At 35.3% G+C, this 638-nt stretch carries 1 protein-coding gene; it reads right to left on the bottom strand.

Translation table 11 applies throughout. The features are described from left to right. A partial coding sequence (locus EO117_RS09115; RefSeq protein WP_164727570.1) for an ISL3 family transposase occupies positions 1-620 on the bottom strand: 620 nt, incomplete at its 3' end. Positions 621-638: the final 18 nt, after the last annotated feature.

The raw sequence follows: 638 nt of genomic DNA on the forward strand, positions 1-638 counted from the left end.
AAGCGTTCAAAATGGCGCAACCCATAACTTATTCTCTTTAACACTTTAATGTTATTATTACATCCTTCTGTAAACCCATTGGAATATGGTAATACAAAGGCATTAACAATTTGAGGGAACCAACTAATAAAAGAAACTTTAAAATTATTAAACTCTGGTAGATGGTTGTTTTCTACCGCTTTTAACCATACTTGTATATACCTTTCTATGTTAGGTATACTGTATATCTTAAATATCTTTCTAAAGGCTAATCTAAGCCCATATGCCCGTCGTAGATCCTCAGATATACGCAATATCTCTAGTAATTTTATTTGCGCACTTTCAGTTAACTTCTCGGGGTTTTTCATAAGGATTCTTCGGTTATATTTTAGCATTCTAGAGTGCGCTACTAATTGCTTTTGCTCACGTTTGCGCACACGTTCGAGAGCCCAATCTACCAAGCGACATACATGGTAACGATCTGCCACAATATGTGCGTGAGGGAACATAGTTTGCATCACTAACCTAAATAATGGAGACATATCCATAACGATGTATTTAATCTGTTCTCTAGCTTCTTTAGAAAAAGTTTTGAAGTATTGAATAAGAGCTCGTGTATCCCGTTTAGGTAAAATATCCATGACAGAATGATTCCTCAA

The organism is Veillonella sp. VA142, assembly GCF_003992135.1.
In the GTDB taxonomy this organism is placed as follows: domain Bacteria; phylum Bacillota; class Negativicutes; order Veillonellales; family Veillonellaceae; genus F0422.